The sequence below is a fragment of the Cereibacter sediminicola genome, assembly GCF_007668225.1.
Lineage (GTDB): Bacteria > Pseudomonadota > Alphaproteobacteria > Rhodobacterales > Rhodobacteraceae > Cereibacter_A > Cereibacter_A azotoformans.
In genome coordinates this window covers 1-312 of sequence record NZ_VDEK01000195.1, presented here as the reverse complement: position 1 = coordinate 312, position 312 = coordinate 1, and the positions used below count along the sequence as shown (strand labels likewise).

The following is a 312-nucleotide window of genomic DNA, read 5'->3' as shown; positions in this document are numbered from 1 at the left end:
TTCGGCGGCGGCAGGAGCCGCGTGGGGCTCGTCGTTGCAAATAGCGGCGCTCGTTTCCGCCGATCAGCCGGGGATTGCCGCCATCAGGCGCCGGGCACCGATCAACGAGATCATCCGCTTCATGTTGTAAGCCAGGACGTTCAGCGCCATCTCCGTCCGTACGTTCTTCAGACGCCGTGTCAGGAAATGGGTCGCGCCCATCCAGGCCTTGAGGGTGCCGAAAACATGCTCGACCGTGCAGCGCCGGATCGTCATCGGGTCGGGATCCCGGGCGAGGCGCTCCCGCATCGCGTCGATCAGGTGCTCGTGCTC

1 protein-coding gene is annotated in these 312 nt (G+C 65.4%); it reads right to left on the bottom strand.

Features of this window, described 5'->3' with window-relative positions:
* Positions 1 to 63 precede the first annotated feature (63 nt).
* A partial coding sequence (locus FG154_RS20990) for a transposase (RefSeq protein WP_145112114.1) occupies positions 64 to 312 on the bottom strand: 249 nt, incomplete at its 5' end.